The sequence below is a fragment of the Streptococcus mitis genome (genome assembly GCF_009496285.1).
In the GTDB taxonomy this organism is placed as follows: Bacteria; Bacillota; Bacilli; order Lactobacillales; family Streptococcaceae; genus Streptococcus; species Streptococcus mitis_BP.
In genome coordinates, this window is record NZ_WIJK01000002.1 from 119739 (window position 1) to 142555 (window position 22817).

A 22817-nucleotide genomic window follows, 5' to 3' on the forward strand; every position below is an offset into this window, starting at 1 on the left:
GGAATCTTGTAATGGTATTATTTACAGGTTCAACTGTTGAGGAAGCGATCCAAACGGGATTGAAGGAATTGGGGATTCCTAGAATGAAGGCGCATATCAAGGTTGTCTCAAGGGAGAAAAAAGGTTTCTTTGGCCTTTTTGGGAAGAAACCAGCGCAAGTTGATATCGAAGCAATTAGTGAGACAACTGTTGTGAAGGCAAATCAGCAAGCAGTCAAAGGAGTTCCAAAGGAAGTTAATGCTAAGAACGAACCCGTTAAGACTGTTAGTGAGGCAACAGTAGACTTAGGTCATGTTGTTGAAGCAATCAAGAAAATCGAGGAAGAAGGACAAGGAATCTCTGAAGAGGTTAAGGCCGAAATTCTAAAAAATGAGAAAGAGGCTAGTACAATTTTAGAGGAGACTGGTCATATTGCCATTCTAAAAGATTTACTGCCAGAAGAATCTAAGGAGCAGGAAGAAGTCGAGCAGAATGATGATTTAGAAAATCTAGGTTTGAAGATTGAACCGACCTATGATATTGACCAGGTGGTCGAAGAAGTGACCAACTATGTTCAAGGTATTATTGATGATATGGATGTTGAGGGAGCAATTTCAAGTACCTCAAATCGCCGTTCTATCAATATGCAAATTGATACCAATGAACCGGGCCGTATTATCGGTTACCATGGTAAGGTTTTGAAATCTCTTCAGCTCTTAGCACAAAATTATCTTTATAACCGCTATTCAAGAACCTTCTATATTACCATCAATGTTAATGACTATGTAGAGCACCGTGCAGAAGTCTTGCAAAGCTATGCACAGAAGTTAGCTACACGTGTCCTAGAAGAGGGGCGAAGCCAGGTGACTGATCCAATGTCTAGTAGCGAACGTAAAATTATCCATCGTATCATCTCACGTATGGAAGGTGTCACTAGTTATTCAGAAGGTGATGAGCCAAATCGTTACGTTGTTGTTGATACAGAATAAAATAGAAAATCAGGGCTTCCCTGATTTTTTGCTAGCTAAGGGAGGTTAATCCTATGTTGAATACAATGAGAGACTATCTAGCTTTCTCTGGCTTGCAGTACCAAAAACCAGAGAAGGCAGAACAAGATGCGGAGAAAATGCTTTATTTGAGGAGTAAGGGGCAGGAGGCCAGAAAGGTCTTTACACACTTGGCCAAGGCTTTTCAAGCAAGGCATCCAGAATGGATACTGCAAGGAACGAGTCAGTGGATGAATCAAGCCCAACGTTTGCGACCACATTTCTGGGCTTATTTACAGCGTGAAGGGCAAGTGACGGAGCCTATGTTGGCCCTTCGTTTGTATGGAAGCCCTTCTGATTTTGGAGTTTCACTAGAAGTGAGTTTTATTGAACGTAAGAAGGATGAGCGAACATTAGACAAACAAACCAAGGTCTTAGAAGTTCCAGTGGTAGAAGGAATTTACTATCTAGTCTACTCAGATGGAGAAAGTCAAAAGATGGAGGCTACTGAGGAAAATCGCCAAATTTTAAGAGAAAAACGATTCCATCAGGAAGTCCGCAAAGTTTTAGTAAAGGCAGATATTCCAGTAACTGCAAATTCATCGGAAGAAGAAATCGTAGAAGGCCTATTGAAGTCTTATGATAAAATTCTTCCCTATTATCTAGCTACAAGGAAATAAGATAATCCGTAAAATATCATAAATTATACAGTCCAAGAGTGAACAGTCCGCTGTGTAATTCTTGGTCTTTTTGTTTCCGCTTTCACATTATATAATAAACTTACAAAAACAATTCAAAAGGAGAACAATTATGGAAGTCATTTCAAGTGTTCTAAATTGGTTTTCTAGCAATATTTTGCAGAATCCCGCATTTTTCGTAGGTTTATTGGTGCTAATAGGATATGCACTTTTGAAAAAACCTGCTCATGACGTTTTCTCAGGTTTCGTTAAAGCAACAGTAGGCTATATGTTGCTCAACGTGGGTGCTGGTGGTTTGGTTACAACCTTCCGTCCAATCTTGGCAGCCCTTAACTACAAATTCCAAATCGGTGCAGCGGTTATTGACCCTTACTTTGGACTTGCTGCAGCAAACAACAAAATTGCAGCTGAATTTCCAGATTTTGTCGGAACTGCAACTACAGCTCTATTGATCGGTTTTGGAGTAAATATCTTGCTTGTAGCTCTACGCAAGATTACGAAAGTAAGAACCCTCTTTATTACTGGTCACATCATGGTACAACAAGCTGCGACTGTATCTCTTATGGTTCTATTCTTAGTTCCACAATTGCGCAATGCTTACGGTACAGCAGCTATCGGTATCATCTGTGGCCTTTACTGGGCAGTTAGTTCAAATATGACTGTTGAGGCAACTCAACGCTTGACTGGTGGTGGCGGATTTGCGATTGGTCACCAACAACAATTTGCAATCTGGTTTGTAGATAAAGTTGCAGGACGCTTTGGTAAGAAAGAAGAAAGTCTAGACAATCTTAAATTGCCTAAATTCCTCTCTATCTTCCACGATACAGTTGTTGCCTCTGCTACCTTGATGCTCGTATTTTTCGGAGCTATTCTTTTAATCTTGGGTCCAGAAATTATGTCTAATAAAGAAGTCATCACTTCAGGAACTCTATTCAATCCTGCTAAACAAGATTTCTTTATGTACATTATCCAAACAGCCTTCACCTTCTCTGTTTACTTGTTCGTTTTGATGCAAGGTGTCCGCATGTTCGTATCTGAGTTGACAAATGCCTTCCAAGGTATTTCAAACAAATTGTTGCCAGGTTCATTCCCAGCGGTCGACGTTGCAGCTTCTTATGGATTTGGTTCACCAAATGCGGTCTTGTCAGGATTTGCCTTTGGTTTGATTGGTCAATTGATCACAATTGTCTTGCTCATCGTCTTTAAAAACCCTGTTCTTATTATTACAGGATTTGTACCAGTGTTCTTTGATAATGCAGCCATCGCGGTCTATGCTGATAAGCGTGGCGGATGGAAAGCAGCCGTTATCCTATCTTTCATCTCAGGTGTCCTTCAAGTTGCTCTAGGAGCTCTCTGTGTAGCCCTTCTCGACTTAGCATCTTACGGTGGTTACCATGGAAATATCGACTTCGAATTCCCATGGCTTGGATTTGGCTATATCTTCAAATACCTTGGTATTGTTGGTTATGTACTTGTATGTCTCTTCTTGCTCGTTATTCCTCAACTTCAATTTGCAAAAGCAAAAGATAAAGAGAAATATTACAACGGTGAAGTTCAAGAAGAAGCTTAGTGTCTAGAAAAGGAGAAAATAAAATGGTTAAAGTATTAGCAGCGTGCGGAAATGGAATGGGTTCATCTATGGTTATCAAGATGAAGGTTGAAAATGCCCTCCGTAAGCTTAATCAAACAGACTTTACAGTCAATTCATGCAGTGTCGGTGAAGCAAAAGGTTTAGCAGCAGGCTATGACATCGTAATCGCTTCTCTTCATTTAATCCAAGAATTGGAAGGTCGGACTAATGGGAAGTTAATTGGGCTTGACAACTTGATGGATGATAAAGAAATCACTGAAAAACTCAGTCAAGCACTACAGTAAAAGGTTGGAGGGGGCTGGACAGAAACTGAGAGTTATCGTTTCTGTCCTTCTCCCTCTTTAAATAAAGGAGGCAGATATGAATTTAAAACAAGCTTTAATTGACAATGACTCGATCCGACTAGGTTTAGAAGCTAACGATTGGAAAGAAGCAGTCAAAGTAGCAGTAGATCCCTTGATTGAAAGTGGGGCAATTTTGCCAGAGTATTACGATGCTATTATCGAATCAACTGAAGAGTATGGGCCTTATTATATTTTAATGCCAGGTATGGCTATGCCCCATGCTAGACCAGAAGCTGGGGTGCAAAGAGATGCCTTTTCATTGATCACCTTACAAAATCCTGTTGTATTTTCAGATGGGAAAGAGGTCTCTGTTTTGCTTGCATTAGCAGCAACAAGCTCAAAAATTCACACAAGTGTAGCTATTCCACAAATCATTGCCTTATTTGAATTAGAAGATTCTATCGCACGTTTACAGGCTTGTCAGACTAAAGAAGATGTCTTGGCGATGATCGAAGAATCTAAGGATAGCCCTTATCTTGAAGGATTGGATTTGGAAAGTTAGAAAGAGGAACAAAGAGATGACAAAAAGAATACCTAATTTACAAGTTGCATTAGACCATTCAGACTTGCAAGGAGCGATTAAAGCAGCTGTTTCTGTTGGTCACGAAGTAGATATTATCGAAGCTGGAACTGTTTGCTTGCTTCAAGTTGGAAGTGAATTGGTTGAAGTTTTACGTAGCCTTTTCCCAGATAAGATTATTGTGGCAGACACAAAATGTGCCGATGCTGGTGGAACAGTTGCCAAAAATAATGCCGTTCGTGGAGCAGATTGGATGACTTGCATCTGTTGTGCAACCATCCCTACTATGGAAGCAGCTCTAAAGGCTATCAAGGCTGAACGTGGAGACCGAGGAGAAATCCAAATCGAGCTTTATGGTGATTGGACTTTTGAACAAGCTCAGCTTTGGCTAGATGCAGGTATCTCACAAGCTATCTATCACCAATCTCGTGATGCCCTTCTTGCTGGTGAAACTTGGGGTGAAAAAGACCTTAATAAGGTTAAAAAACTCATTGACATGGGCTTCCGTGTTTCTGTAACAGGTGGTCTAGATGTAGATACTCTCAAACTCTTTGAAGGCGTTGATGTCTTTACCTTTATCGCAGGTCGTGGAATTACAGAGGCTGCCGATCCAGCAGGAGCAGCGCGTGCCTTCAAGGATGAAATCAAACGAATTTGGGGGTAAACCATGGCACGTCCAATTGGAATTTATGAAAAGGCAACCCCGATACACTTTACCTGGCTAGAACGTTTAAATTTTGCCAAGGAGTTAGGCTTTGATTTTGTCGAGATGTCTATTGACGAACGTGATGAGCGCTTAGCAAGACTTGACTGGAGCAAGGAAGAGCGCTTGGAAGTTGTCAAAGCGATCTATGAAACTGGTGTTCGTATTCCCTCTATCTGTTTTTCAGGCCATCGTCGTTACCCATTGGGATCGAATGATACAGTTCTAGAGGAAAAATCTCTGGAACTCATGAAAAAATGTATCGAATTAGCTCAAGATTTGGGAGTTCGTACGATTCAATTAGCTGGTTACGACGTTTACTATGAGGAAAAGTCACCCCAAACACGCCAACGTTTTATCAAAAATTTGAGAAAAGCTTGTGACTGGGCAGAAGAAGCTCAGGTGGTACTTGCTATTGAAATTATGGATGATCCTTTCGTAAATAGCATCGAAAAATACTTGGCTATAGAGAAAGAAATTGACTCTCCATACCTCTTTGTCTATCCAGATATTGGGAATGTGTCTGCATGGCATAATGATGTTTACAGTGAATTTTATCTCGGCCATCATGCCATCGCAGCTCTCCATCTCAAGGATACTTATGCAGTGACAGAAAGTTCAAAGGGCCAGTTCCGAGATGTACCTTTTGGGCAAGGTTGTGTCAAATGGGAAGAAGCTTTCGATATTTTAAAGCAAACCAATTATAATGGACCTTTCCTAATCGAAATGTGGTCTGAAAATTGTGAAACTGTAGAAGAAACACGCGCAGCCATTCAAGAAGCGCAAGCTTTTCTCTACCCACTTATTAAGAAAGCAGGTCTGATGTAAGATGAATCAAGTAATTAATGATATGCGTAAACGAGTCTGTGATGCCAATCAATCATTGCCAAAACATGGACTTGTTAAATTTACCTGGGGCAATGTATCGGAAGTCAATCGCGAACTCGGTGTCATTGTTATCAAACCATCAGGTGTAGATTATGACGAATTGACACCTGAAAATATGGTGGTAACTGACCTGGATGGCAAGGTTCTAGAAGGAGATTTAAGACCATCTTCTGATCTTCCAACTCATGTGCAGTTATATAAGGCTTGGCCAGAGATTGCTAGTGTGGTCCATACCCATTCGACTGAAGCCGTTGGTTGGGCTCAGGCAGGTCGTGATATTCCTTTCTACGGAACAACCCATGCAGACTACTTCTACGGTTCAATCCCTTGCGCTCGTAGTTTGACTAAGGATGAAGTAGAAGTAGCCTATGAAAAAGATACTGGCCTAGTTATCGTAGAAGAGTTTGAACGTCGTGGTCTCAACCCTGTTGAAGTACCAGGGATTGTCGTACGTAATCACGGTCCATTCACCTGGGGCAAAAACCCAGAGAATGCTGTCTATCACTCTGTTGTACTAGAGGAAGTATCTAAGATGAATCGCTTCACAGAGCAAATCAATCCAAGAGTTGAACCTGCTCCTCAGTACATCCTAGAAAAACACTACCAACGTAAACATGGACCAAATGCTTATTACGGTCAAAAGAAATAAGAAATTGAATTGAAAAGAGGCTAGGACCTTTCGATCCAAGCCTCGCTTTTGTAGTTGTCAGTATCCACTGTTAGGAGTTTACAGCATATAATTGCAAAGTCTGTACGAATGTGATACCATTATAAAGTTGTTTTGGAAGCGATTGACAAATAGAGGAGTATGAATTATGGTTTTAGATAAGGCGAGCTGTGACTTGCTTCAATATTTGATGGATCAAGAAACGTCCAAAACGATTATGACGATTTCAAAAGATCTGGCTCAATCTCGAAGAAAAATCTACTATCACATTGATAAAATCAATGATGCTCTGGATGATGAGAATTTGCATATCATCAGTCTGCCTCGGATTGGTATTTACTTGACCGATGAACAAAGAGAAGCTTGTCGTCAATTATTAGACGAAGTTGATTCTTATGATTACATCATGAGTGCCAACGAGCGGATGCAGCTGATGCTCCTTCTGATTGGTATTTCCAAAGAGAGAATCACTCTTGAAAAACTCATGGAATTAACAGAAGTATCTCGAAATACGGTCCTAAATGATTTAAATACTATTCGTTACCAGCTGACACTAGAGCAGTATCAAGTAACGCTTCAAGTTAGTAAATCTCGAGGTTACTATCTAAATGCACATCCTCTTAATAAAATCCAGTATCTTCAATCCCTTCTCTATCATATCTTTATGGAGGAAAATCCAGCCTTTGTTGCTATTTTAGAGGAAAAAATCAAGGAACGATTAGACGGTGAGATGCTTCTTTCCGATGAGGTCAATCAATTTCTCAAAAAACAGGTTCCATTGGTTGAGCAGGATTTGGGGAAAAAAATAAACCATCACGAAGTCACTTTTATGTTACAGGTCCTCCCCTATCTTCTACTTGGATGTGATACCGTTACTCATAATCAGGATAAACACCAAGAAATTGAGCAAGAGTTTTCATTGATTCGAAAGAGAATTGAATATCAGGTATCCAAAAAACTAGGAGAGCGCTTGTTTGAAACATTTGGAATCTCATTTTCAGAATTAGATAGATCTCTGTTAGCCATTCTTTTGTTATCCTATCGAAAAGATCGAGACATCCATGCAGAAAGTAAAGATTTTCAGCATTTGAGAATGGCTTTAGAAGAGTTTATTTGGTATTTTGAATCCCAAACCAGAATGGAGATTGAACAGAAAGAAGACTTATTGAGGAATCTTGTGATTCATTGTAAGGCGCTATTATTCAGAAAGAACTATGGTATTTTCTCAAAAAATCCCTTAACGCGTCAGATTCGTTCTAAGTATAGTGAACTTTTCGTAATTACAAAAAAATGTGCAGAAGTGTTAGAAGAAGCTTGGCAGATTCGATTGACGGATGATGAGATTGCCTATTTGACTATTCACGTTGGAGGTTTTTTAAAGTATACTCCATCGATTCAAAACAATACCAAGAAGATTTATATTGTGTGTGATGAAGGAGTGGGCGTCTCTAAACTTTTACTCAAACAGTGTCGCTTCTATCTTCCAAATGAACAGATAGGAGCAGTCTTTACGACCGAGCAGTTCAAAAGTGTAGAGGATATTACTCAGGTTGATTTACTAATCACAACCAACGATGAACTTGAGAGTCATTTCCCGGTTTTAAAGGTAAATCCTATACTTGAGGCAGAAGATATTTTACGCATGACAGACTTTATGAAGAATAAGGTTCTTAGAAAAGATGGTCGAACCTTCAAGGACAATCTATCAACCATTATCGGCACCTATATATCTGATAAACACGTTGCAGCAAAATTACAGGAAGAAATTCAACTCTTAATCAACCAAGAATTAGTCATACAAGCTTTTTTAGATGAATCATAAATATCACAGTCCAATGATGAACACAAACCTGTGTTTTTCTTGGTCTTTTTTAATATTTCGGTCGGTGTTATACTAAGTATGAAATGAAAACTTGAACAAAATATGGAGGATTTCAAATGCCAAACGTAAAAGAAATTACAAGAGAATCATGGATTTTAGCTACTTTCCCAGAGTGGGGAACATGGTTGAACGAAGAAATCGAAGAAGAAGTCGTGCCTGAAGGCAACTTTGCCATGTGGTGGCTAGGTAACTGTGGTACTTGGATTAAGACACCAGGTGGTGCTAACGTTGTCATGGACCTTTGGTCAAACCGTGGAAAATCAACCAAAAAAGTGAAAGATATGGTTCGTGGACACCAAATGGCAAATATGGCAGGTGTTCGTAAATTGCAACCAAACTTGCGTGTTCAACCAATGGTTATTGATCCATTTGCAATTAACGAACTAGATTACTACTTGGTTTCACACTTCCACAGTGACCATATCGACCCATACACAGCTGCAGCGATTCTCAACAATCCTAAGTTAGAGCATGTTAAGTTTATCGGTCCTTACCATTGTGGTCGAATCTGGGAAGGCTGGGGTGTTCCAAAAGAACGAATCATCGTTGTGAAGCCAGGTGATACTATCGAACTAAAAGACATGAAGATTCATGCAGTAGAATCATTTGACCGTACTTGCTTGGTAACTCTACCAGTAAATGGAGCTGACGAAACAGGTGGTGAACTTGCTGGGTTGGCTGTTACAGATGAAGAAATGGCTCAAAAGGCTGTTAACTATGTCTTTGAAACACCAGGTGGAACCATCTATCATGGTGCGGATTCTCACTTCTCAAACTACTTTGCGAAACATGGTAAAGACTTCAAAATTGATGTTGCTTTGAATAACTATGGTGAAAACCCAGTTGGTATCCAAGATAAAATGACCTCTATCGACCTACTTCGCATGGCAGAAAATCTTCGTGCTAAAGTCATTATCCCAGTTCACTATGATATCTGGTCTAACTTCATGGCTTCTACGAATGAAATCCTAGAACTTTGGAAAATGAGAAAAGATCGCTTGCAATACGATTTTCATCCATTTATCTGGGAAGTTGGTGGAAAATACACTTATCCTCAAGACCAACACTTAATAGAATATCATCACCCACGTGGTTTTGATGACTGCTTCGAACAAGACTCAAATATCCAATTCAAAGCCTTGCTTTAATATAAAAATTTTTTCTGGAGGTTATCCGTATGTTGCACGATACGGATAATTTTCATATAATAGTACAAATAGAATATGTGATAGACCTATCACCTCAAAGAGAAAGGAAATTCTATGTCAAATCTATCTGTTAATGCGATTCGTTTTCTAGGTATTGACGCTATCAATAAAGCCAACTCAGGTCACCCAGGGGTGGTAATGGGTGCAGCACCGATGGCTTACAGCCTTTTCACTAAAGAACTTCGTATCAATCCAGCTCAACCAAACTGGATTAACCGCGACCGTTTCATTCTTTCAGCTGGTCACGGATCAATGCTTCTTTATGCCCTTCTTCACCTTTCAGGATTTGAAGATGTGAGCATGGATGAAGTGAAGAACTTCCGTCAATGGGGCTCTAAAACTCCAGGTCACCCAGAATTTGGTCATACAGCAGGGGTTGACGCAACAACAGGCCCTCTAGGACAAGGGATTGCGACTGCGACAGGTTTTGCACAAGCAGAACGTTTCCTTGCAGCTAAGTACAACCGTGAAGGTTATAACATCTTTGACCACTACACTTACGTTATCTGTGGAGATGGTGACTTGATGGAAGGTGTCTCAAGTGAAGCTGCTTCTTATGCAGGCTTGCAAAAGCTTGACAAGTTGGTTGTTCTTTATGATTCAAATGATATCAACTTGGATGGTGAGACAAAAGATTCTTTCACAGAAAGTGTCCGCGATCGTTACAATGCTTATGGTTGGCATACAGCCTTGGTAGAAGATGGAACAGACTTAGAAGCTATTCATGCTGCTATTGAAGAAGCTAAGGCTTCAGGAAAACCATCTTTGATCGAAGTGAAAACTGTTATTGGTTATGGTTCTCCAAACAAACAAGGAACTAATGCCGTACACGGTGCTCCTCTTGGTGCAGACGAAACTGCTGCAACTCGTCAAGCCCTTGGTTGGGATTACGAACCATTTGAAATCCCAGCAGAAGTTTATGCTGATTTCAAAGAAAATGTTGCAGACCGTGGCGCATCAGCCTATGAAGCATGGACAAAACTAGTCGCAGATTACAAAGAAGCTCATCCAGAACTTGCTGCAGAAGTGGAAGCAATTATCGAAGGACGCGATCCAGTTGAATTGACTCCAGAAGACTTCCCAGCTTTAGAAAATGACTTCTCTCAAGCGACGCGTAACTCAAGTCAGGATGCCTTGAATGTTGTGGCTGCTAAATTGCCAACCTTCCTTGGTGGATCAGCAGACCTCGCTCATTCAAATATGACTTACATCAAAACTGACGGACTTCAAGATGATGCAAATCGCTTAAATCGTAACATCCAATTTGGTGTTCGTGAATTTGCAATGGGTACAGTCTTGAACGGAATGGCTCTTCACGGTGGACTTCGTGTTTACGGAGGAACTTTCTTCGTATTCTCAGACTACCTTAAAGCAGCAGTTCGTTTGTCAGCTCTACAAGGTCTTCCTGTAACTTATGTCTTCACCCACGATTCAATCGCAGTCGGAGAAGATGGTCCAACTCATGAACCAATTGAGCACTTGGCAGGTCTTCGTGCGATTCCAAACCTCAATGTTTTCCGTCCAGCAGATGCGCGTGAAACTCAAGCAGCTTGGTATCAAGCAGTGAAGAGCGAGAAAACACCAACTGTTCTTGTCTTGACTCGTCAAAACTTGACTGTTGAAGAAGGAACAGACTTTGACAAGGTTGCGAAAGGTGCTTATGTTGTCTATGAAAATGCAACTGATTTTGACACTATCTTGATTGCAACAGGTTCAGAGGTTAATCTGGCTGTTGCAGCTGCTAAAGAATTGGCAAGTCAAGGTGGAAAAGTTCGCGTAGTCAGCATGCCATCTACAGATGTATTTGATGCACAAGATGCAGCATACAAAGAAGAGATTTTACCAAATGCAGTTCGTCGTCGTGTAGCAGTTGAAATGGGAGCAACTCAAAACTGGTACAAATACGTTGGTCTTGATGGAGCAGTTCTTGGTATTGATACCTTTGGAGCTTCTGCCCCAGCACCAAAAGTTTTAGCAGAGTATGGCTTTACAGTTGAAAACTTAGTAGAACTTGTAAACAACTTGAAATAAGAAAAATCAGGGCATTTGCTCTGGTTTTTTATTGACCTAAAATCAAGGTGCAATCTTGTAAAAACAAGTGAAATTTGATATAGTAGTTTTATCTGAATTACAAAGGAGTAAAAATAATGGTTGGGAATTTAACATTTTTAATTATGCTTGTCTTGATGTTGGGCTTGATGTTCTTCATGCAACGTTCTCAAAAGAAACAAGCAGAAAAACGTATGGAAAGCCTCAATAAGCTTCAAAAAGGCTACGAAGTAATCACTATCGGTGGTCTCTACGGTACAGTCGATGAAGTAGACACAGAAAACAGAACAATTGTTCTTGATGTTGATGGCGTATACTTAACCTTCGAACTAGCAGCAATTCGAACTGTTTTGCCAGTCAAAGAAGCTGTGACACCTGAAGGAGCTGTTATTGAAGATGGCAGTGCTATTGAAGAATAAAACGGGGTGGATCTCATTCCCGTTTTTCTATAAGTGAGAGGAAGAGTAATGAAAAAAATTGCTTTTGTCTGTCTTGGTAATATTTGTCGTAGTCCTATGGCGGAATTTGTGATGAAATCCTTGACTGACAAATATGAGATTCAAAGCCGAGCGACTTCTTCCTGGGAACATGGCAATCCGATCCACAAAGGGACACAAGAAATCTTTCGAAGTCATGGCGTTCCTTATGATACTTCGAAAACTTCCCAACAAATTTCTAAAAAAGATTTTGAGTATTTTGACTATATCATTGGGATGGATGAGTCTAATCTCGCTGATTTGCGTGAGATTTGTCCACAGGATCAACAATATAAGATACAACCTTTTGCATCTGAAAGCGTTCCAGATCCCTGGTATACAGGTGATTTTGAAGAAACTTATGACCGAGTTTTAACTGGTTGCCAGGATTGGATAAGTCGCTTAGAAAATGAGAGTGAACATGGAAAATTTAAAAAAACTCTATGAAAAATATAGCGTCTATTTAACACGTCCCCGTTTAGAAATTGCGACAGTGATCGTCATTGTTGTCTGTGCAGGTCTCGTATTTCTGACCAATCTTCCAAAACAGGGCGTTCTTAAACTTGATAACGATGCTATTATTTATGACGGGAGCCTAGTTCGTGGTAAGATGAATGGTCAGGGCACTGTTACCTTCTCGAACGGTGATACCTATACTGGAGAATTTAGCAATGGTGCCTTCAATGGTAAAGGTACCTACCAAGCTAAAGCAGGTTGGGTATATGAGGGAGACTTTGTAAATGGCCAAGCTGAAGGAAAAGGAAAACTGACTACCGAACAAGGAGTAGTCTACGAAGGGGATTTCAAACAAGGTTTATTTCAACAAGCACAATAACCTCCTCCTAGAAGGAGGTCTTCTTTCAGAGGGCAAGAAAGCGCTTACATGGAAATAAAAACAGCTTACAACATTGTTTTACAACTAAGTTTGTGAAAAATAAAACTTTTATAGAATAATTCACAAACTTTAAGCGAAAAAGCGCATGTGTGGGTATATTTGGAATTGTTTTCACAAACAAATAAAAAAAGTTTGTGAAATGTCTATGAAACTGTTTACAAACGTTTAAAAAAGAGTTATAATAAACTTGTGAAAAAATTAACAAAGGACTTACAATCCTTGAAAGCTATGGAGGAAAATATGGCTGATAAAAAAACTGTAACACCAGAAGAAAAGAAACTCGCTGCTGAAAAGCATGTCGATGGTTTGGTGCAAAAAGCTTTAGTTGCCCTTGAAGAAATGCGTAAACTTGACCAAGATCAAGTCGATTATATCGTAGCAAAAGCTTCAGTTGCAGCACTTGATGCTCACGGAGAATTGGCTTTACATGCCTTTGAAGAAACAGGACGTGGAGTATTTGAAGATAAAGCAACTAAAAATCTATTTGCTTGTGAGCACGTAGTAAACAACATGCGCCACACTAAAACAGTTGGTGTTATCGAAGAAGATGATGTAACAGGATTGACTCTTATCGCTGAACCAGTTGGTGTTGTTTGTGGTATCACTCCAACAACAAACCCTACTTCAACAGCAATCTTTAAAGCGTTGATTTCATTGAAGACTCGTAATCCTATTGTCTTTGCATTCCACCCATCAGCTCAAGAATCATCAGCTCACGCAGCTCAAATCGTTCGTGATGCAGCGATTAAAGCAGGTGCACCTGAAAACTGTGTACAGTGGATTACTGAACCATCTATGGAAGCAACTAGCGCATTGATGAACCACGAAGGTGTTGCAACAATCCTTGCAACAGGTGGTAATGCCATGGTTAAAGCTGCATACTCATGTGGTAAACCAGCTCTTGGGGTAGGTGCCGGAAACGTTCCAGCTTATGTTGAAAAATCAGCTAACATCCGCCAAGCTGCTCACGATATCGTAATGTCTAAATCATTTGATAATGGTATGGTCTGTGCATCTGAACAAGCGGTTATCATTGATAAAGAAATTTACGATGAATTTGTAGCAGAGTTCAAATCTTATCACACTTACTTTGTAAACAAAAAAGAAAAAGCACTTCTTGAAGAGTTCTGCTTCGGCGTGAAAGCAAACAGCAAAAACTGTGCTGGTGCAAAATTGAATGCTGACATCGTTGGTAAACCAGCAACTTGGATTGCAGAACAAGCAGGATTTACTGTTCCAGAAGGAACAAACATTCTTGCTGCAGAATGTAAAGAAGTTGGTGAAAACGAGCCATTGACTCGTGAAAAATTGTCACCAGTTATCGCAGTTCTGAAATCTGAAAGTCGTGAAGATGGTATTGCTAAAGCTCGTCAAATGGTTGAATTTAACGGTCTTGGACACTCAGCTGCCATCCATACTGCCGATGAAGAATTGACTAAAGAATTTGGTAAAGCTGTTAAAGCTATTCGTGTTATCTGTAACTCACCTTCTACTTTCGGTGGTATCGGGGACGTTTACAATGCCTTCTTGCCATCATTGACACTCGGATGTGGTTCTTACGGACGCAACTCAGTTGGGGATAACGTTAGCGCCATTAACCTCTTGAACATCAAAAAAGTCGGAAGACGGAGAAATAACATGCAATGGATGAAACTTCCTTCAAAAACATACTTTGAACGTGATTCAATTCAATATCTTCAAAAATGTCGTGACGTTGAGCGTGTCATGATCGTTACTGACCACGCTATGGTAGAGCTTGGCTTCCTTGATCGTATCATCGAACAACTTGACCTTCGTCGCAATAAGGTTGTTTACCAAATCTTTGCAGATGTAGAGCCAGATCCAGATATCACAACTGTCGAACGTGGTACAGAAATCATGCGTTCCTTCAAACCAGATACAATCATCGCTCTTGGTGGTGGATCACCAATGGATGCTGCTAAAGTAATGTGGCTCTTCTATGAACAACCAGAAGTGGACTTCCGTGACCTTGTACAAAAATTCATGGATATCCGTAAACGTGCCTTCAAATTCCCATTGCTTGGTAAGAAAACTAAATTCATCGCGATCCCAACTACATCTGGTACAGGATCTGAAGTAACTCCATTTGCCGTTATCTCTGATAAAGCAAACAACCGTAAATACCCAATCGCTGACTACTCATTGACACCAACTGTGGCAATCGTAGACCCTGCCTTGGTATTGACAGTTCCTGGATTTGTTGCTGCTGATACTGGTATGGATGTATTGACTCACGCGACTGAAGCTTACGTATCACAAATGGCTAGTGACTACACTGATGGTCTTGCTCTTCAAGCAATCAAACTTGTATTCGAAAACCTTGAAAGCTCAGTTAAGAATGCAGACTTCCACTCACGTGAGAAAATGCATAACGCTTCAACAATCGCTGGAATGGCCTTTGCAAATGCCTTCCTAGGTATTTCTCACTCAATGGCTCACAAGATTGGTGCGCAATTCCACACAGTTCACGGACGTACAAATGCAATCTTGCTTCCATACGTTATCCGTTACAACGGTACTCGCCCAGCTAAGACAGCTACATGGCCTAAGTACAACTACTACCGTGCAGACGAGAAATATCAAGATATCGCTCGTATGCTTGGACTTCCAGCTTCTACACCAGAAGAAGGTGTGGAATCTTACGCAAAAGCTGTCTACGAACTTGGTGAGCGCGTAGGTATCGAAATGAACTTCAAAGCACAAGGTATTGACGAAAAAGAATGGAAAGAACATTCACGTGAATTGGCCTTCCTTGCTTATGAAGACCAATGTTCACCTGCTAACCCACGTCTTCCAATGGTTGACCATATGCAAGAAATCATCGAAGATGCTTACTATGGTTACAAAGAAAGACCAGGACGTCGTAAATAATTGATTATCAGCCAAGTGTCTGGGACAAAATAGTTCTCAACCACAAAAAAGCTAGAGATTTCCAATTGTGGAGCTCTAGCTTTTTAATTTTGAGTTGTTCTCTTATTGTATTTAAGGAGATTATTGGCCATGAGAACTAATCCCATGTCAATTCTCACTTGACGCTTCCCTCTCAGATTACATCTCTTGTAACCCAAACAAGCCTTTATCTGCCCAAAGACAGGTTCTACATCAATCTTGCGTTGAGCGAAAATCTGTCTACCTTGGGGAGATAAAAGCGCCTGACATTCTTTAGCTTTCAAGTTTTGATAACGTTCGTTCATATACAGTCCCTTTTGAGGGGCTGATTCAGGCTCATCAGCGTAGTAAACCTTGATTCCCTGTTGAAAGTCTGTCTGTGTTTTCTGATGTTTGATATGATGAAAACGATAGCACCAGCCGTCAGGATGTGTATAGCTATCCTCCTTGTCATCATAGTACCAATTCCCTAAGTTTCTAGCTGACTGTTTATAGCCTCTCTTCTGTTTCTTATCAAACATGGCATATTTTATCAGATGGTTCACCTCCTTCTCATCTAAACGAAGGAGGTTCTCTTCACTTCCATATCCAGCATCTGCGACAACTGTCTTCAATTCATGTGGATAGGTTTCAAGGAATGGCAGAAGAGTTTTGGTATCTGTCGGATTTGAGAAGATATCATAGTGAAGAACAAATTGGTTTTTCGTAGCGATTTGAAGATTATAAGCAGCCTTGAGTTGACCATTTTTCATATGGTCTTCTTTCATTCTCATAAAAGTGGCATCTGGATCGGTTTTGGAAAAACTGTTACGCCCTTGAAATGTCTCCTGATAGTTTTCATATTTTTCAGCACGTACTGAAAAATCATCCTTGACTTTACGCAGGACTTTCTTGAGTTTACGACGCTGGGTTTTACGTTCATCCTTTCCTTTAACGGGTGGCTCCTCAATGTCCTGGTTCAGTTTTTCTAATTCTTCTTCAAGGACTTGAGCGAATGCAAGCAACTGCTCTGAGAAGATAGGCTCTTGTGTATCCAGTTCGATAGCTTGATGGATAAGGGGTGTGATTTCTTCTTGAAAATAGACTTGTATCTGTTCTTGAAGTTTGGCGGAGAATTTCTCTATCGCTTTCTTCCACACGAAACTATACTTGTTGGCATTGGCTTTAATCTTAGTTCCGTCAATAAACAAGTAATCTAGGGTCACTAACTCTTCCATTTTTAAACGAAGATTGAGGTCGATGAAAAGATCACGAATGAGTTCTTCCATCCCTTCAGCGACACGAAAACGATTGATGGTGCGATAGCTGACAACCAACTGTCCTGTTAGGTACTGCTTTTCGACCAGAGAAAATCCCTTGTGAATAGGCAAATAGGAGAGCAGATACAAGCATTTTAGGGTGATAAGACGGGCGACCAAAGGCATGATAGAAGGCATGGAAGTGACTATCTTCCAAGGTATTCACCACTTGTTCAATAGTAAAGACAAGATGGTCTTGTTGCAAGAAAAAACTGATTTCTAGTGGTAAAGTTGTTTGAGTTGTGTTATAGTGAATATGCATGGGATAGCCTTTATAAATGGTTTATTAAGCAATTCTATTTTACCAAGACTATCGCAACCATGAAAAAAAGCAACGGCAAATCCGTTGCTTTTTTGATAGAATCGAGACACTATTGTCCCAGACTCTTTTATGCTTAGAGAATATATTTTTATTAAGAAATGCATAGAATTGGAGTAGGCTGCAAGGCTAAGTAAAGAAATGAAAATATTACCAAAGCTTATCAGAAAAACAAGGCCAGTGCTTGCAATTAAACTCAAATAGTTATATAATAGGTATGTTGAAAGGTGATTTGTAGTGATTCAAGTTACTCTTTTCACAATAAAATTTTCATGATTTTCATAAGGAGGAAATCACTAATGGTAGTTAAAGTTGGTATTAACGGTTTCGGACGTATCGGTCGTCTTGCTTTCCGCCGTATCCAAAACGTAGAAGGTGTTGAAGTTACTCGCATCAACGACCTTACAGATCCAGTTATGCTTGCACACTTGTTGAAATATGACACAACTCAAGGTCGTTTCGACGGAACTGTGGAAGTTAAAGAAGGTGGATTTGAAGTTAACGGTAAATTCATCCGTGTTTCTGCTGAACGTGATCCAGAACAAATCGACTGGGCTAACGACGGTGTAGAAATCGTTCTTGAAGCTACTGGTTTCTTTGCTAAGAAAGCAGCTGCTGAAAAACACTTGCACCCAGGTGGAGCTAAGAAAGTTGTTATCACTGCTCCTGGTGGAAACGACGTTAAAACAGTTGTATTCAACACTAACCACGATGTTCTTGATGGTACTGAAACAGTTATCTCAGGTGCTTCATGTACTACAAACTGCTTGGCTCCAATGGCTAAAGCACTTCAAGACAACTTTGGTGTTGTAGAAGGATTGATGACTACTATCCACGCTTACACTGGTGACCAAATGATCCTTGACGGACCACACCGTGGTGGTGACCTTCGTCGTGCTCGCGCTGGTGCAGCAAACATCGTTCCTAACTCAACTGGTGCTGCTAAAGCAATCGGTCTTGTAATCCCAGAATTGAACGGTAAACTTGACGGATCTGCACAACGCGTTCCAACTCCAACTGGATCAGTTACTGAATTGGTAGCTGTTCTTGAAAAGAACGTTACTGTTGATGAAGTGAACGCAGCTATGAAAGCAGCTTCAAACGAATCATACGGTTACACAGAAGATCCAATCGTATCTTCAGATATCGTAGGTATGTCTTACGGATCATTGTTTGACGCAACTCAAACTAAAGTTCTTGACGTTGACGGTAAACAATTGGTTAAAGTTGTTTCATGGTACGACAACGAAATGTCATACACTGCACAACTTGTACGTACTCTTGAATACTTCGCTAAAATCGCTAAATAATTCTTGAGTTGATAAAAGCAAGGCCAACTGGTCTTGCTTTTTTTTGGTATCTATAAGAAAAAATGGATGATAGTGTCATCCATTTTGGTTTAATTCTCTTTCAAATGTATCTGATAGCGCAGTAAAGCTTAATTTGTTTAAGGTCAGAGGATGGACAAAAGAAAGTTTAAATGCATGAAGCATTAGTCTTTTAGTTTTTGAATGTGGATTGTAGAGAGGGTCTCCAAGGATTGGATGACCGTGGTGAGATAAATGAACTCGAATCTGATGAGTACGTCCTGTTTTTAATCGACAACGAAGAAGACTGGTCTTGTTTTGAAATTGTTTCAATCGAGTTACATGAGTTTCAGCATATTGCCCATTTTTTGTATCGACTATTCTTTTTCTGCGATCATGACGATCACGTCCGATTTTGTCCTTGAAAACAAGCTCTTTGCTGCTGATATTTCCGTTAACAAGTGCCCAATATTCTCTAGAAATCTCTTTTTTCTCCAATAAGCGATTGAGAATAGGCAGGATAAAAGGATTTTTAGCGAAGAGAACTAAACCGCTGGTTTCCATGTCTAGACGATGAACGACATAACAGGTCTGGCCAACGTAGGCACTGACATGGTTAAGAAGAGCAATCTCATCTGGTTGATTCCCGTGAGTTTTCATTCCTTCAGGTTTGTTGACGATGATTAAATGTTGGTCCTGATAAACTTCTTGGACAAGATTAGGATTCCCCCAAACAATTTCTTTTGTAGGATAATCCTCCTCATCGAAAATCAGTTGACATTCATCTCCGGATTTGACAGTTTGATGCCAGTGGACTTCTTCTTGATTGATGAGAATGTGCTTTTTAATTCTCAAGAAATGCCGTATTTTTCTCGGAATGAGTAGTTGCTCCTCCAAGAAGATTTTGACAGTCATTTCAGGAAGAGAATCAGGGATAACAAAGGTAAATTTCATACAGATATTGTAACAAAAAATAGATTATTTGGATAGAGAATCTAGCTAAATTCTTGTCTTCCTATGGGGAAGATGATAAAATAAACGCATGAAATTAGATACATTATTTGAAAAGTTTCTTTCTTTATTTAAAAAAGAAGAAGCTGAAATGGAAGAAATAGAAATCGACGAAGCTAATAATGAAGAAAATACCTCGACTAATTTAAGACGGTCAAGAGGTGGGCGAAAGAAAGTTGGGCAAGTCGGACCTATTCGAAAATTTTGGCGTCGCTATCATCTGACCAAAATCTTTCTAATTCTTGGACTAAGTGCAAGCTTGTTTGTTGGGGTCTATCTATTTGCCTTGGCTAAATCGACAAATGTTACAGACTTGCAGAATGCTTTGAAAACAAGAACGGTGATTTTTGATAGAGAAGAGAATGAGGCTGGTGCCTTGTCAGGCCAAAAAGGAACCTATGTTGAGCTCTCGGAAATTAGTGAAGACTTGCAGAATGCTGTTGTTGCGACAGAAGATAGGAGCTTCTATAAAAATAGTGGAATTAACTATGGTCGCTTTTTCCTAGCGATCCTAACAGCTGGTCGCTCGGGTGGTGGTTCTACAATTACCCAACAGTTAGCGAAAAATGCTTATCTTTCACAAGACCAAACTGTTCAGAGAAAGGCCAAAGAATTCTTCCTTGCTTTAGAATTAACCAAAAAATACAGTAAAAAAGAAATTCTAACCATGTATTTGAACAATGCCTACTTCGGTAATGGAGTTTGGGGTGTTGAGGATGCTAGTAAGAAGTACTTTGGAGTTTCGGCATCGGAATTAACTCTTGATGAAGCTGCCACTTTAGCAGGCATGCTTAAAGGCCCAGAATTGTACAATCCTCTGAATTCCATTGAGCATTCAACTAATCGAAGAGATACTGTCTTGCAAAATATGGTGGCTGCCGGCTACCTTGATAAAAATAAGGAAGCAGAAGCAGCAAGTGTTGATATGGCTTCTCAATTGAAAGATAGTTATGAAGGGAAAATATCAGACTACCGTTATCCTTCTTATTTTGATGCAGTTGTTAATGAAGCTATTGAAAAGTATAATCTAACAGAGGAAGAAATCGTTAATAACGGTTATCGAATTTATACGGAGCTAGATCAAAATTACCAAGCAAATATGCAGGTTATCTATCAAAATACTTCGCTCTTTCCGACAGCTGAAGATGGGACACATGCAGAGTCTGGTAGTGTCGCTTTGGAGCCAAAAACGGGTGGAGTTCGAGGAGTTGTTGGTCGAGTGGCAGGGGATGATAAGACAGGTTTCAGAAATTTTAACTATGCAACCCAGACCAAAAGAAGTCCAGGTTCAACGATTAAACCTTTAGTAGTCTATACACCAGCAGTCGAAGCGGGTTGGTCTCTTAATAAGGAGCTGGATAATCATACCATGCAATATGGTGATTATAAAGTAGACAATTACGCAGGAATCAAGACATCACCAGAAGTTCCAATGTATCAAGCCTTAGCCGAGTCTCTAAATCTTCCTGCTGTAGCGACAGTCAAGCAACTTGGTATCGATAAGGCTTTTGAATCAGGTGAAAGATTCGGACTTGATTTAACGAATGTTGATCGTGTGTTAGGTGTAGCTCTAGGTGGTGGGGTGGAGACAAGTCCGCTACAAATGGCGCAGGCTTATGCAGCGTTTGCAAATGAAGGTTTGATACCTGAAGCGCATTTTATTACTCGTATTGAAAATGCGAGCGGCCAAGTCATTGCAACCCACAAAAATTCTCAAAAACGTATAATAGATAAGTCAGTAGCCGATAAAATGACCAGTATGATGTTAGGTACTTTTACAAACGGTACAGGAATAAGCTCCTCGCCAGATGACTATGTTATGGCTGGGAAAACTGGTACAACTGAAGCAGCTTTTAACCCAGTATATACAAGTGACCAGTGGGTTATCGGATATACGCCTGATGTGGTGATAAGTCATTGGCTTGGTTTCCCGACTACGGACGAAAATCATTATCTGGCAGGTTCGACTTCGAATGGTGCTGCTCACATTTTTAGAAGTATGGCAGAAACAATTCTTCCTTATACACCAGGAAGCACTTTTACAGTTGAAAATGCTTATAAAATGAATGGTATTGCACCAGAAAACACACGGAAACAAACTACAAGTGATACTAGTACGCAGTCGGATGATATATTAGCAGATATTCGTGGACGAGCACAAAATCTGGTCGATGAAGCAGGCAAAGCTATTTCAGATGCTAAGATTAAAGAAAAAGCCCAGACAGTTTGGGATACCATTGTAGATCTGTTTCACTAATACGTTTATAAGCTAAAAGACAAGGATTCAAATCTTTGTCTTTTTTCACTCTCACTTGTCAGCATTCACAACTTCCATAACATTAGAGAGTAAAAAAAGCACAAGACAGAAACCAAAGCCCTTCTTTCCGCCTTTCTCTGCTATACTACAAGCAGAGAAAGGGGGAAAGCAAATGCTTGAAAAGTATTATGAGAAGGTAAAAGGAATTGTCCATAGATGTCGAAAAGATTACTATCTCCACCTGTGGGAGAAAGAGGATTGGGATCAAGAAGGCATGATCTGTCTCCATGAACTTCTAGAAAAGCATCCAGAACTGGTGGAAGAAGAAAAGAAACTCTACGTCTACTTCAAAACAAAATTTCGCAATCGAATCCTTGATAGTGTCAGAAAACAAGAGAGTCAAAAACGTCGCCTAGACCGAATGGCCTATGAAGAAGTAGGAGAAATTAGCCATCGCCTACCAGAAGGAGGATTGTGGCTGGATGATTACTACGCCCTTCATGAATTATTGAATAGTTATAGAAGAAAGTTACCACAAGATAAGCAAGAAGCCTACGAACGCCTCTGGGCAGACGAACGATTTAAAGGCCGCAAAGCCCTTCTCAGAGAGCTGAAGGAAGTAATTCAGGAGAAATGAAAAAAAGTTAAAAAAAGGTGTTGACAAAGTAAGAAAAGTCGGTATAATAGTAAGAGTTGAAAATGACAACTCCGGTCCGTTGGTCAAGGGGTTAAGACACCGCCTTTTCACGGCGGTAACACGGGTTCGAATCCCGTACGGACTATAGTATGAAGCAGATGAAACACTGGATGAAAAAAATTAAAAAAAGTT

At 40.1% G+C, this 22817-nt stretch carries 19 protein-coding genes, 1 tRNA gene and 1 pseudogene; 19 read left to right on the top strand and 2 right to left on the bottom strand.

Annotated elements, in window-relative coordinates:
- Positions 1–11: 11 nt before the first annotated feature.
- The 15 genes from jag (at position 12) to adhE (ending at position 15778) form a co-directional block, all read left to right on the top strand.
- Positions 12–968: an RNA-binding cell elongation regulator Jag/EloR gene (gene jag, locus GEZ89_RS01335; RefSeq protein ID WP_049504883.1), complete on the top strand. Its 957-nt coding sequence runs from the start codon at positions 12–14 to the stop codon at positions 966–968.
- Positions 969–1021: 53 nt separating this feature from the next.
- Positions 1022–1645, top strand: a complete 624-nt coding sequence (locus tag GEZ89_RS01340; RefSeq protein ID WP_075230990.1) for a ribonuclease P — start codon at positions 1022–1024, stop codon at positions 1643–1645.
- Between the two features lie 130 nt (positions 1646–1775).
- A complete protein-coding gene (locus GEZ89_RS01345) occupies positions 1776–3233 on the top strand; it encodes a PTS ascorbate transporter subunit IIC (protein WP_153224694.1) in 1458 nt (485 codons plus the stop codon).
- Positions 3234–3256: 23 nt separating this feature from the next.
- Positions 3257–3538, top strand: coding sequence for a PTS sugar transporter subunit IIB (locus GEZ89_RS01350; protein WP_000241466.1), 282 nt, complete (start codon positions 3257–3259; stop codon positions 3536–3538).
- A gap of 76 nt (positions 3539–3614) precedes the next feature.
- Entirely contained in the window at positions 3615–4100 is a 486-nt protein-coding gene (locus tag GEZ89_RS01355; protein WP_061863925.1) for a PTS sugar transporter subunit IIA, read from the top strand.
- A 16-nt stretch (positions 4101–4116) separates the two neighbouring features.
- On the top strand, positions 4117–4782 hold the full coding sequence (locus tag GEZ89_RS01360) for a 3-keto-L-gulonate-6-phosphate decarboxylase UlaD (RefSeq protein ID WP_061863926.1): 666 nt from the start codon (positions 4117–4119) through the stop codon (positions 4780–4782).
- 3 nt (positions 4783–4785) lie between these two features.
- The gene (locus tag GEZ89_RS01365; RefSeq protein ID WP_153224695.1) at positions 4786–5649 is read left to right on the top strand and encodes an L-ribulose-5-phosphate 3-epimerase; all 864 of its coding nucleotides are present in this window, start codon (positions 4786–4788) and stop codon (positions 5647–5649) included.
- A gap of 1 nt (position 5650) precedes the next feature.
- A complete protein-coding gene (locus tag GEZ89_RS01370) occupies positions 5651–6358 on the top strand; it encodes an L-ribulose-5-phosphate 4-epimerase (RefSeq protein WP_075230987.1) in 708 nt (235 codons plus the stop codon).
- Positions 6359–6524: 166 nt separating this feature from the next.
- Complete coding sequence (locus GEZ89_RS01375) at positions 6525–8198, top strand: BglG family transcription antiterminator (RefSeq protein WP_153224696.1); 1674 nt, start codon at positions 6525–6527, stop codon at positions 8196–8198.
- 116 nt (positions 8199–8314) lie between these two features.
- Entirely contained in the window at positions 8315–9406 is a 1092-nt protein-coding gene (ulaG, locus tag GEZ89_RS01380) for an L-ascorbate 6-phosphate lactonase (RefSeq protein ID WP_006153413.1), read from the top strand.
- Positions 9407–9520: 114 nt separating this feature from the next.
- Positions 9521–11497, top strand: a complete 1977-nt coding sequence (tkt, locus tag GEZ89_RS01385) for a transketolase (protein ID WP_153224697.1) — start codon at positions 9521–9523, stop codon at positions 11495–11497.
- Between the two features lie 116 nt (positions 11498–11613).
- A complete protein-coding gene (yajC, locus tag GEZ89_RS01390; protein ID WP_153224698.1) occupies positions 11614–11934 on the top strand; it encodes a preprotein translocase subunit YajC in 321 nt (106 codons plus the stop codon).
- Between the two features lie 48 nt (positions 11935–11982).
- Positions 11983–12438 carry a low molecular weight protein-tyrosine-phosphatase gene (locus GEZ89_RS01395; protein WP_153224699.1) on the top strand — a complete coding sequence of 152 codons (456 nt, stop codon included), beginning with the start codon at positions 11983–11985 and terminating at the stop codon, positions 12436–12438.
- On the top strand, positions 12413–12826 hold the full coding sequence (locus tag GEZ89_RS01400; RefSeq protein WP_153224700.1) for an MORN repeat-containing protein: 414 nt from the start codon (positions 12413–12415) through the stop codon (positions 12824–12826). Before GEZ89_RS01395 ends, GEZ89_RS01400 begins: the two co-directional genes overlap by 26 nt.
- Positions 12827–13126: 300 nt before the next feature.
- Complete coding sequence (gene adhE, locus GEZ89_RS01405; RefSeq protein ID WP_153224701.1) at positions 13127–15778, top strand: bifunctional acetaldehyde-CoA/alcohol dehydrogenase; 2652 nt, start codon at positions 13127–13129, stop codon at positions 15776–15778.
- Between the two features lie 83 nt (positions 15779–15861).
- Here the strand turns inward: adhE and GEZ89_RS09800 are convergent.
- Positions 15862–17356, bottom strand: a pseudogene (locus GEZ89_RS09800) (IS1182 family transposase).
- 356 nt (positions 17357–17712) lie between these two features.
- Here GEZ89_RS09800 and gap point away from each other — a divergent pair.
- Entirely contained in the window at positions 17713–18723 is a 1011-nt protein-coding gene (gap, locus tag GEZ89_RS01415; RefSeq protein WP_000260668.1) for a type I glyceraldehyde-3-phosphate dehydrogenase, read from the top strand.
- Positions 18724–18798: 75 nt separating this feature from the next.
- On the opposite strand, the gene GEZ89_RS01420 is transcribed toward gap, so the two are convergent.
- On the bottom strand, positions 18799–19674 hold the full coding sequence (locus tag GEZ89_RS01420) for an RluA family pseudouridine synthase (protein WP_153224702.1): 876 nt from the start codon (positions 19672–19674) through the stop codon (positions 18799–18801).
- A gap of 88 nt (positions 19675–19762) precedes the next feature.
- Here GEZ89_RS01420 and pbp2a point away from each other — a divergent pair, with 88 nt between their 5' ends.
- From pbp2a to GEZ89_RS01435, 3 genes are all read left to right on the top strand, one after another.
- Entirely contained in the window at positions 19763–21988 is a 2226-nt protein-coding gene (gene pbp2a, locus GEZ89_RS01425) for a penicillin-binding protein PBP2A (protein WP_153224703.1), read from the top strand.
- Positions 21989–22160: 172 nt separating this feature from the next.
- The gene (locus tag GEZ89_RS01430) at positions 22161–22625 is read left to right on the top strand and encodes a sigma-70 family RNA polymerase sigma factor (protein ID WP_153224704.1); all 465 of its coding nucleotides are present in this window, start codon (positions 22161–22163) and stop codon (positions 22623–22625) included.
- 73 nt (positions 22626–22698) lie between these two features.
- Positions 22699–22770 (top strand) — tRNA-Glu (locus GEZ89_RS01435).
- Positions 22771–22817 lie beyond the last annotated feature (47 nt).

Coding starts and splice junctions, on each gene's coding strand:
- jag (WP_049504883.1), top strand. CDS start 12: ATGGTATTATTTACAGGTTCAACTGTTGAGGAAGCGATCCAAACGGGA.
- yajC (WP_153224698.1), top strand. CDS start 11,614: ATGGTTGGGAATTTAACATTTTTAATTATGCTTGTCTTGATGTTGGGC.
- GEZ89_RS01370 (WP_075230987.1), top strand. CDS start 5,651: ATGAATCAAGTAATTAATGATATGCGTAAACGAGTCTGTGATGCCAAT.
- GEZ89_RS01360 (WP_061863926.1), top strand. CDS start 4,117: ATGACAAAAAGAATACCTAATTTACAAGTTGCATTAGACCATTCAGAC.
- pbp2a (WP_153224703.1), top strand. CDS start 19,763: ATGAAATTAGATACATTATTTGAAAAGTTTCTTTCTTTATTTAAAAAA.
- GEZ89_RS01375 (WP_153224696.1), top strand. CDS start 6,525: ATGGTTTTAGATAAGGCGAGCTGTGACTTGCTTCAATATTTGATGGAT.
- GEZ89_RS01395 (WP_153224699.1), top strand. CDS start 11,983: ATGAAAAAAATTGCTTTTGTCTGTCTTGGTAATATTTGTCGTAGTCCT.
- adhE (WP_153224701.1), top strand. CDS start 13,127: ATGGCTGATAAAAAAACTGTAACACCAGAAGAAAAGAAACTCGCTGCT.
- ulaG (WP_006153413.1), top strand. CDS start 8,315: ATGCCAAACGTAAAAGAAATTACAAGAGAATCATGGATTTTAGCTACT.
- GEZ89_RS01420 (WP_153224702.1), bottom strand. CDS start 19,674: ATGAAATTTACCTTTGTTATCCCTGATTCTCTTCCTGAAATGACTGTC.
- GEZ89_RS01340 (WP_075230990.1), top strand. CDS start 1,022: ATGTTGAATACAATGAGAGACTATCTAGCTTTCTCTGGCTTGCAGTAC.
- gap (WP_000260668.1), top strand. CDS start 17,713: ATGGTAGTTAAAGTTGGTATTAACGGTTTCGGACGTATCGGTCGTCTT.
- GEZ89_RS01430 (WP_153224704.1), top strand. CDS start 22,161: ATGCTTGAAAAGTATTATGAGAAGGTAAAAGGAATTGTCCATAGATGT.
- GEZ89_RS01355 (WP_061863925.1), top strand. CDS start 3,615: ATGAATTTAAAACAAGCTTTAATTGACAATGACTCGATCCGACTAGGT.
- GEZ89_RS01365 (WP_153224695.1), top strand. CDS start 4,786: ATGGCACGTCCAATTGGAATTTATGAAAAGGCAACCCCGATACACTTT.
- GEZ89_RS01345 (WP_153224694.1), top strand. CDS start 1,776: ATGGAAGTCATTTCAAGTGTTCTAAATTGGTTTTCTAGCAATATTTTG.
- GEZ89_RS01350 (WP_000241466.1), top strand. CDS start 3,257: ATGGTTAAAGTATTAGCAGCGTGCGGAAATGGAATGGGTTCATCTATG.
- tkt (WP_153224697.1), top strand. CDS start 9,521: ATGTCAAATCTATCTGTTAATGCGATTCGTTTTCTAGGTATTGACGCT.
- GEZ89_RS01400 (WP_153224700.1), top strand. CDS start 12,413: ATGGAAAATTTAAAAAAACTCTATGAAAAATATAGCGTCTATTTAACA.